Source organism: Streptomyces sp. rh34, assembly GCF_002551245.1.
Taxonomy (GTDB): Bacteria; Actinomycetota; Actinomycetes; order Streptomycetales; family Streptomycetaceae; genus Streptomyces.
The window spans coordinates 1-7,737 of the sequence record NZ_NTGZ01000320.1 but is presented as its reverse complement, the minus strand read 5'-3'; the positions used below and the strand labels follow the sequence as shown (position 1 = coordinate 7,737).

General features: G+C 71.3%; 6 protein-coding genes and 2 pseudogenes. 1 reads left to right on the top strand and 7 read right to left on the bottom strand.

What is annotated here, in order from left to right; translation table 11 throughout:
* The 3 genes and pseudogenes from CR470_RS40125 to fxsA all read right to left on the bottom strand — a co-directional run.
* Nucleotides 1–210 (bottom strand): annotated as a pseudogene (locus tag CR470_RS40125) (FxsC protein); the annotation flags it as partial.
* Between the two features lie 74 nt (nt 211–284).
* A complete protein-coding gene (fxsBH, locus tag CR470_RS33870; RefSeq protein WP_097871274.1) occupies nt 285–2,627 on the bottom strand; it encodes a radical SAM/SPASM protein FxsBH, inactivated beta-hydroxylase extension form in 2,343 nt (780 codons plus the stop codon).
* A 30-nt stretch (nt 2,628–2,657) separates the two neighbouring features.
* On the bottom strand, nt 2,658–2,822 hold the full coding sequence (gene fxsA, locus CR470_RS33865) for an FxSxx-COOH cyclophane-containing RiPP peptide (RefSeq protein ID WP_073805814.1): 165 nt from the start codon (nt 2,820–2,822) through the stop codon (nt 2,658–2,660).
* 787 nt (nt 2,823–3,609) lie between these two features.
* Here fxsA and CR470_RS33860 point away from each other — a divergent pair.
* Nucleotides 3,610–4,536: a DUF4231 domain-containing protein gene (locus tag CR470_RS33860; protein WP_097871273.1), complete on the top strand. Its 927-nt coding sequence runs from the start codon at nt 3,610–3,612 to the stop codon at nt 4,534–4,536.
* Between the two features lie 66 nt (nt 4,537–4,602).
* Here the strand turns inward: CR470_RS33860 and CR470_RS33855 are convergent, their stop codons facing one another.
* The 4 genes and pseudogenes from CR470_RS33855 to CR470_RS40890 all read right to left on the bottom strand — a co-directional run.
* The gene (locus CR470_RS33855) at nt 4,603–5,082 is read right to left on the bottom strand and encodes a hypothetical protein (protein ID WP_097871272.1); all 480 of its coding nucleotides are present in this window, start codon (nt 5,080–5,082) and stop codon (nt 4,603–4,605) included.
* 198 nt (nt 5,083–5,280) lie between these two features.
* Nucleotides 5,281–6,180, bottom strand: coding sequence for a S1 family peptidase (locus CR470_RS33850; RefSeq protein WP_097871271.1), 900 nt, complete (start codon nt 6,178–6,180; stop codon nt 5,281–5,283).
* Nucleotides 6,181–6,408: 228 nt separating this feature from the next.
* A complete protein-coding gene (locus CR470_RS33845) occupies nt 6,409–7,230 on the bottom strand; it encodes a DUF1684 domain-containing protein (RefSeq protein WP_097871270.1) in 822 nt (273 codons plus the stop codon).
* A 196-nt stretch (nt 7,231–7,426) separates the two neighbouring features.
* A pseudogene (locus CR470_RS40890) lies at nt 7,427–7,648 on the bottom strand (hypothetical protein); the annotation flags it as partial.
* Nucleotides 7,649–7,737 lie beyond the last annotated feature (89 nt).

Sequence of the window (7,737 nt, the reverse complement as noted above, 5' to 3'; positions counted from 1 at the left end):
GCCCGCGGGCGCGCCCGCGGGTAAGTCGGTCATGGCCATCACGTGGCCGCAGAGGTCCTGGAAAAGCCGTTCGACCCACATATCGGGGTCCGTGCCGCCGCCGTACCCCGGCGTGTGGGCGTAACTCAGAAAGAAATACGGCCGATGGCCCACCGCTCGCTGTTGCGTCGATGCGTGCACACGACCCCCGTCCTGTGTGAGCACTCGCATCCCAGAATGAGGAAGGGAGTGGAAGCGAACTCATCATTCCGGAGCGGACCGCTTTCCACCCCCCTGCCGTTCGGTCATTCGCACGTCACTTTTTGGTCAGATGCCAGGATGTTCGGCGCCTGACCGGACGACGGGGAGCTCCTGCCGCGATTCTTCTCGGTCGCACTCCGTGTTCCGCTGATCTCCTTGCGGACAGCGGAGATCAGCTGTTTTCCGTCGACCGTCACCTCCGCCGCGTTTTCGATCTTGTCGAGAGCTTCCGGAACACCCGTGAGGAAGCGCGGGTCGTAAAGCCCGAGCCCCGCCCGTTCGAATGTCTCGGCCAGCAGTCGGGAGAACGTCACGTGTTCGTTCCCCCAAGGCGTCCGATGTTCCCAGGTACCGTCCAAGGCGTAAAGATCCGTCACTTCACCGAGCGCCCGCAGTTTCGCCCGGCGGAATCCGCTCAGCAGACCGAGTGCCAGCTCGTTCGCCTCCACCGATGGCCCGACGCCGAGCGCGCCGGGCCCGTGGCGCCCCGGCTCGGCGTCACCGGAGAACAGCGGGGTCAGTGTGGTGAGCGCCCGGGCCGCCTCGGCCGCCTGGCCGGGTACGGCGTCGGCCAGCAGCGACCAGGCTTCGCCGACCCGGTGCGCCCAGGCGTCGGCCTCCTCCGTTTCCAGGCGGCCGGTCGCGGGGGCGTCGAAGCAGTCACGGAGGGGGTCTAGGTCGTCCAGCAGGAGTACGGGGGCGGGCGCCCGGCGCAGGACGTGCACGGGCAGCCAGTGCGGGCCCTCGGGCTCATCGGGTGCGATGCGCAGCTCCGTGCCGGGCGTGTCCTCCGGGCGTCGGACGAGGAATCCGTCGCCCGTGGCGCGCACCACGGCCGTTCCCCGCTCCCCCGGGCCGCCGAGGAGCACGGCGCCGAGGGTGGGCAGATACAGGCTTCCGTCGCGGTAGGCCACGGGCACGGACAGGTCGCGTCCGGCACGGACGGCTGCGGCCGCCACGGTGGCGCCGAGCCGTTCGGAGGCGGGCCCCGTCATGCCGCGGCCCGCCTCGACGTCCTCCAGGGCGCCGATCAGCCAGGTGCGGGTGTAGGGGTGCGCGAGCACCGTGTCGAGCGCATCGGCGCCCGGGGGGTCGGCCTCCAGCGTCGCCGCGAGCCGCCAGGCGTCGTCCCAGAGGGCCCCGCCCCGGCCGTCGAGGGTGTCGTGGAGAGCCGCGAGCAGGGTCCGGGTCAGGTCCTGATGGGCGGCGAGCAGTTCGTCCGGCGCCCGGACGGCGGGCGACTCGGTGGCCGCGGCCGTGCGCTCCTCGATGCCGCGGATCAGGGCGGCCAGGTCGGCGCAGTAGACCGACGGGTTGTCGAAGCCGCTGTCGAGACCTCCGGGGCCGCTGTCGGAGCGGTACCGGTGGGTGTAGAGCCCGCCGCCGCACGACCGCACGACGGGGCAGCGGCGACAGGTCTCGCTGACCCCGGCCAGACCGAGCTGCCGCGCCCGGACGCCGGGGTGGGCCGCGACCTCGTCGAAGGTGTTGCGGAAGACGTCGAACCCGGTGGCGGCGGCGCCCTCGTAGGCGCTCTTGAGCGAGTCGACCTGTTCCAGCTGCCCGTCGGTCTCGATGACGACGAGGTCGGTGGGGGCCAGGCCGAGGGACTCGGTGAGGCTGGGGCCGCCGTTCAGGCTGGAGAGCACGGAGGCGAACAGGCGGACGGGCATGGGGCGGCCCTGCTCCGTCCAGCGGTCGAAGACCGTCAGGAGCCAGTCGGCGTACGCGGTGGGCGATCCGTCCGGCCGCGGGGGCGGGTCGTCCCAGGTGGCGTGCGGCAGCAGGAAGTCGACGAGGGGGGGTTGGAGACCGGCGAGAGCGTCCTGCACGGCCACCGGGTCGTTGTGGATGTCGACCGTGCACAGCAGGCCGAGGTCCAGGTGGCGGTAGCGCTCCTCGCGGAGCAGTTCGACGGCTCGCAGCACCATCGGGTGGCTGCTGCGTCCATTGGCGAATCGGCGGTGGCGGTCGTTGGCCGCGCGGTCGCCGTCGAGCGAGATCCCGACCCGGACGTGGAACTCGTCGAAGAGGTCGAGGTAACGAGGGCTGAGCTGGACGCCGTTGGTGTGGATCCTGAGGTCCAGCTCAGCGATGCCGTTCAGGGCCGAGCCGAGCTCCTCGCAGACCCGTCGCAGTCGCGCGGGCCCCGCCAGGAGCGGTTCCCCACCGTGCAGGATCACTGTTACGGAGGGAAGCGCGTGAGTCGTCGCATGCTCGGCCAGGCGCCGGGCAGTCCAGGAAATTGCCTCGTCAGAGATGGTCTTGGGGCGTGTCAGCCAGCTCTGATCGGCATGTTCGTAGACATAACAATGATCACAGGCCAGATCGCACCTGCTGTGCACTTTCAGCACGAATTCACGGAAGGGGACCAGGGGTCCTGTCATCCCGTCATTCTAGCCGCTTCTGACGTCGGCTCAGAGAGCCGAATTGAACGTGGAGATCCGGGTGGACCTGGCCGTTGTCGCACCGCATACGCGGTTGATCTTCCTGGCGGCCTCGGCGCTGCGGACGTCGGTCGCCGAGAGGGTCGCGCGGGTCTTCGCAGAGGCGAAGGCGGGGGTGGTTCCGTAGGTCTTCACGGCCGTCCTAGGGGGATCCTGAAGGGGTCTGTTTCCGGACATTGAAATGCTGCCGGATTCCGTGTCATCACACGTCCCGGCACGCGCACTTTACTACCGCGGAGCCTCTTCCACATGCCGGCGGAGCGGCCTTCACACCTGGATGCGAAACTCGAAACACACCTTCCGCTCGGCCGCTCGGGTGAGCGGGGGGCGAGCGGCGGAACCGGCGGGCCCGGGGGCCGGCCCCGCTGCCGTCGGCACGCGCAGGTGAGAGGCTTCCCGCCACCGGCGGGACCGCTCGCACAGGTGCCGGGCGCGCGCACCGCGCGCGTCCCGGACGGCGGGCGGCGCGAGGCTCCGGCGGGACGACGGTTCACCCGTTCACCAGCTTCTCGCCAGGGAGGTCGTGTTGCGCCCGGGCGACGCGCACGCGGTCCAGGAAGCCGGCCCACGGCGCCCGTGATCCGCACCCGGGCGCACGGCGCCTCGACCCGCTCGGCGCACCGCTGCGGGAGCACACCCACGCCCCGGTCACTCTCGATGACCCCTCCCGCCCGGAGGTGGTCGCGCCCGCCACGGAGGGGGCAGCAACTCACGTGTCGATGAACATAGTTGGACAACCTTGCCACAGTGCCGCGAGGTGCGGAAGGACACCCGCGCGGAAGTGGCCGAACCCTTTCGTGGTGACCGTCCGAGGAGCCGGGACGCTCTTGCCGCGTCCAGCCCTCCCCCCTACTCTCATGGCCCGGGCGGGGCAGGCGCCACGACCGGCCGGGTCATACGACAACTGCAGACGGAGGCGTCCATGACGGCGTTGCCTGAGCCGCTGAGATCCATGGTCTTCAGGAACGATGACCTGCCGGCGCTGTTCCACCACACGGACGCGGTCGCCGTGGCCCGCCAGCGTGAGGCCGTGAACACCACCCGGGCGCAGCTCGCGCTGCTCGTGGCGGGCACGGTGCCCGCGGCGCTGCCCTGGCACACCGAGGACGGTCCGGCGGCCCGCGCCCTGTACGGCGCCGCGGTGCTGGCCTATCTGGGCGTGCTCTTCGCGACCTTCCTCGCCTCCCACCGCAAAGCAAAGTCGCACTGGCAACTGAACCGCTCGGCCGCCGAGTTCATCAAGTCCAACTGCTGGCGCTACGCGGTCCACGGCGCACCCTTCGACAGCGCGTCCGAGCACCCGGAGGCGCTGTTCGCCAATCGCCTGGAGGACGGCCTCCAGGAGCTGCGGAAAGTGGGCTGGGCCGATCCCCGCGAGGAACTGCCGGATTCCGGCGGCCTCATCACGGAATCCATGCGGGCGTTACGGAACAAGGCCTACACGGTGCGCAAGGAAACGTATGTACGGGACCGGCTCATCGAGCAGCGGCGCTGGTACCGCAGACGTCAGCAGGCCTCCCGGCGCGGGGCGCTCCTGTGGTCGGGCGCCATCGTCGCGCTGACGCTCCCGGCGCTGGCGCTGAGTGTGTTCCAGGTCTTCGGGGTGGCACGCTCGTTCGGCCTGACGGGGGCGTTCTCCGCGGCGGCGGCGGCCTGTCTCGCCTGGAACGAGATGCGCCGGCACCATCCGCTGATCTCGGCGCACTCGCTGGTGGAGAAGGATCTGGAGTCGATGCAGGCCGCCATGGAGACCACCCTCACCGAGCGGCACTGGCCGGCGGCGGTCTTCGAGACCGAGCGGATCGTGTCGCCCGAGCACACCGACTGGCTCGTCAGACATCGCGTGTGAGGCGAAGAGGCCGTACGGGACCGGAAGCCCCGTTCCCGTACGGCGGGTCCGGTGGGCGTCCTCCGGTCAGCCGCGCAGCACCCCGTCGCGCCAGATCACGGTGACGGGGCGGCCCAGGGCGCGGGCGTACGTCACGATGTCGCCCGTGCCGCCGAGGCCCCGGGCCGGGAGGCCGTCCCAGACCGCGAGCAGCCGGTCGCAGTGGTCGGCGATGTAGGCGCCCGCCGCGTAGTACGCCTCGTCGGTGGAGTGCGGGAAGTCGAGCCGGACCTCCCGCACCGCGCGCGCCTTGAGCGTCCGGTAGCGGGAGAGGTCGACGGCGTTCTCGAAACAGGCCTCGTAGTCGCCGCTGGGGATCACGGCGGTCAGTTCGGCGCCGCAGGCGAGGGCGAGGCCGGCGAAGAGCTGGTCGGCGCCGACCGCCAGACTGGAGAGCACCTGCGTCGTGCCGTCGAGGCCGCACAGCGCGGCCCGCAGCCCCGCGAGCACATGTTCCTCGGCCTCGGCGGGGATGGAGCGGTGACCGGTCACTCCGATGCGATTCACGGACCTGCTACCCCCTTGCCAGCGGAGCACGGCCCGGGGCGCGCCCGCCCCGTCGCCCCGCCCCTGTCGCCGTGTGGCGGCGACCCGTCGTGGCGACATCCTCTCAAGAGCTCCCCGGCGAGCGGGAGCCCCCGTCCGGAATTCCGGACGGGGGCACGTATGTACGGACTGCTCCGTACCTGGCCGGGGCGGGACCGGTCAGTACACGCTGACGCCGTACGCGCTCAGCGCCTCGGTGACCGGCTGGAAGAAGGTCGTTCCGCCCGAGGAGCAGTTGCCGCTGCCGCCGGAGGTGAGACCGATCGCCCGGGTGCCGGAGTAGAGCGGGCCGCCGGAGTCGCCGGGCTCGGCGCACACGTTGGTGCGGATCATGCCGTAGACGACGTCGCCGCCCCCGTAGTTGACGGTGGCGTTGAGTCCGGTGACCGAACCGCTGTGGGTGCCGGTGGTGGAGCCGCGGCGGGTGACGGACATGCCGTTGGTGGCGTTGGCGGCGCTGGTGATGTCCTGGTTGCCGACCGTGCCGCTCTTGGTGATGCTGCTGTTGGTGTAGCGCACGATGCCGTAGTCGTTGTTCGGGAAGCTCGACCCGGAGGTCGTGCCGAGCACGGTGGTGCGGGCCGAGTTCGCCCACCAGGTGCTCGCGCCGTCGGTGCAGTGGCCGGCCGTCAGGAAGTAATAGGTGCTGCCGCTGCGGACGTTGAAGCCGAGGGAGCAGCGTCCGGTGCTGGAGTAGATCGCGTCGCCGCCGGAGATCAGCTTGGTGAACTTGCCCGGGGTGCGCTCGATGCGCAGCGCGTCGGCGTTGGGGCCCGCCGACTTCTTGATCTGGTTGATCTCCGCCTTCGAGACCGTGCTGTCGACGGTGACGACGAGACGCTTGGACTGCGGGTCGATGTTCCAGGCGGTGCCCGCGATGTCGGCGCCGAGCACGGCGTCGCTCGCCGCGGTCAGCTGGTTGGCGCTGAACGTCCGGGGGGTTTCGGCGTTCGCGGTGGGAACGGCCATCGCCGCGACGGCGGCGAGCCCCGCGAGTACGGCCGTGGTACGGGCGCGTCTGGCCGGGTTCGAGCCGTTGTTGGTGCGCTTGATCCTCACTTCGGGTTCCTCCGAGGGGAATCGGGGGCCCTCCTGTGGGGTGGTGGGCCCGTGAGGCGCAGTCGGGGGCCTGTCCGGATCCGGAGTTGCCGTGCCCCTGACAATCGCTGACCGGAGTATCGGGTCGGCCGGACAGCGGGCGCAAGAATGCCTTTCGGCCACGCGGGTCACACACGTCCCCGGCCCCGGGAGCCGTGGGGCTCCCGGGGCCGGGGTGGTCTCTCGCGGTCAGGCGTCGATCCGGTTCCGCTCCCCCGCCGGGACCGCCACGGAGAGCGTGTTGCCCGGGGGCGGGAAGGGGCAGATGAAGTGATCGGCGAAGGCGCACGGCGGCAGCAGAGCGCGGTTGAGATCGACGCTCACGCTGCCGTCGGCGGCGGGCGCGCCGGGCCGCAGGAAACGGAAGCGGTAGCTGCCGTTCCCGCTGGTCGCGTCGGCGAAGACGGCCCACAGCGACCCGTCGGGTTCGACCGCGACCTGGAGCGTGTGCTCGTCGCCGTCCACCGTGAAGGCGATCTCGCCATCGAGGCCGAGACCGCGCTCGACCCCGTCCGCGTTGACCACCCGTACGGTCCGGTCCCCGCCGTAGGGACGGAAGGTCCCCGGCAGCGTCCAGCGGGGGTCGTACGGAGTGGCCTCGATGGTCGAGAAGGCGTGCCGGGCCGGCGATCCCGGATCGAAGACCCGTACCGCCCACAGCCCTTCACGGCGGAGCACCACCAGCCGCCGCTCCCCCTGCGCCACCCGGGAGCCGTCGATCGGCCCGCGGTCCACGCCGAGCCTGATCTCGCCGGTCAGCGGCTTGCCGTCGACGACGACGCCGTCCTCGGCGGCGGCCGTGAGGACCACTTCGTCGGCGTCCTCGCGCCAGTGTCCCGGGACGGCCGGAATTCGCCCTTCCGGGTAGTCGGAGAGCCAGTGGGTTCCGGTCAGGGAGAGAGGGCCGTACGGGGCGGCGACGGCGGCGACGCGCCCTTCGTGCCACCGCTGCCAGTCCCGTGCGGCGTCCGGCCCGCCGCCCTGCTCCTGCTGCTGTGCGTCCGTGCTCATGCGGTCAACCTTTCCACACCGGCCCCGGGAGGCCGAGGTGCGACCGCGGCGTGGAGCCGGTGCATGCGGAGCGGAACGCTCCGCTCTCCCGGAGGACGGGGCCTCCGACCGGTCCCCGAAGAAGCGGGCCGCCACCGAGTCCGCGAACACGGCCGCCGGGATCTCGCCGCCCGAGCAGAAGTGATCTGACGCCTGCTCAGCAGTCGCAGCCGCAGGAGTCGCCGCAGCAGCAGCACCCCTCACCGCACTTGCTGCAGCAGTCGCACGCCTCGCAGCAGTCGCCGCAGTTGTTGCACGGCGCCTGCCGTCGCTCCCTGCTCCAGGGGTCCTCGTAGCTCCCGCAGCACATCTGGCAGGTGCACGCGAGCCCGGCCCAGACCAGGCATCCGGCGATCAGCCCGCCCCGCGACCGGCGCGGGCTGATCGCCGGATGCCTGGTCTGGGCCGGGCTCGCGTGCACCTGCCAGATGTGCTGCGGGAGCTACGAGGACCCCTGGAGCAGGGAGC

What these genes read in the sequence shown, in the direction of transcription:
- fxsBH (WP_097871274.1), bottom strand. Translation starts at nt 2,627, where the DNA reads ATGACAGGACCCCTGGTCCCCTTCCGTGAATTCGTGCTGAAAGTGCAC.
- CR470_RS33860 (WP_097871273.1), top strand. Translation starts at nt 3,610, where the DNA reads ATGACGGCGTTGCCTGAGCCGCTGAGATCCATGGTCTTCAGGAACGAT.
- CR470_RS33845 (WP_097871270.1), bottom strand. Translation starts at nt 7,230, where the DNA reads ATGAGCACGGACGCACAGCAGCAGGAGCAGGGCGGCGGGCCGGACGCC.